Raw genomic sequence first — 298 nt, 5'->3', positions numbered from 1 at the left:
GAAAAGCCCTTCTGCATTGACAGCGCCCTGGAATTCCTTGCCGTTGACAGTTAACGTGACGGTATCGCCTTCATTGAACTCGCCAGTTATGGTGCCTGTGATGGTGATGTCGCGGCCTGCTTCATCTATATTGATGACATTGTCTTCGGTGATGCCGTTTAACGTAATGGCGAGTTCCGGCGCTTCAAGGTCTGCGCCATAAGCATGCTCCGTGCTGGCTGTGGCTTTGTTGCCCGCGCGGTCTTCGGTGGCGATGGAGGCTTCGATGGTTAAATTGGCGTCTGCCGCCAAATCGCGG

1 protein-coding gene is annotated in these 298 nt (G+C 54.7%); it reads right to left on the bottom strand.

Translation table 11 applies throughout. From position 1 onward, the window contains the following. A partial coding sequence (locus Llon_RS09350) for an Ig-like domain-containing protein (RefSeq protein ID WP_157079322.1) occupies positions 1 to 298 on the bottom strand: 298 nt, incomplete at both ends.

The organism is Legionella londiniensis (assembly GCF_001467825.1).
GTDB classification, from domain to species: Bacteria; Pseudomonadota; Gammaproteobacteria; order Legionellales; family Legionellaceae; genus Legionella_A; species Legionella_A londiniensis.
Note: the sequence above shows the minus strand (reverse complement) of the source record. Positions and strands in the feature narration are given on the sequence as shown.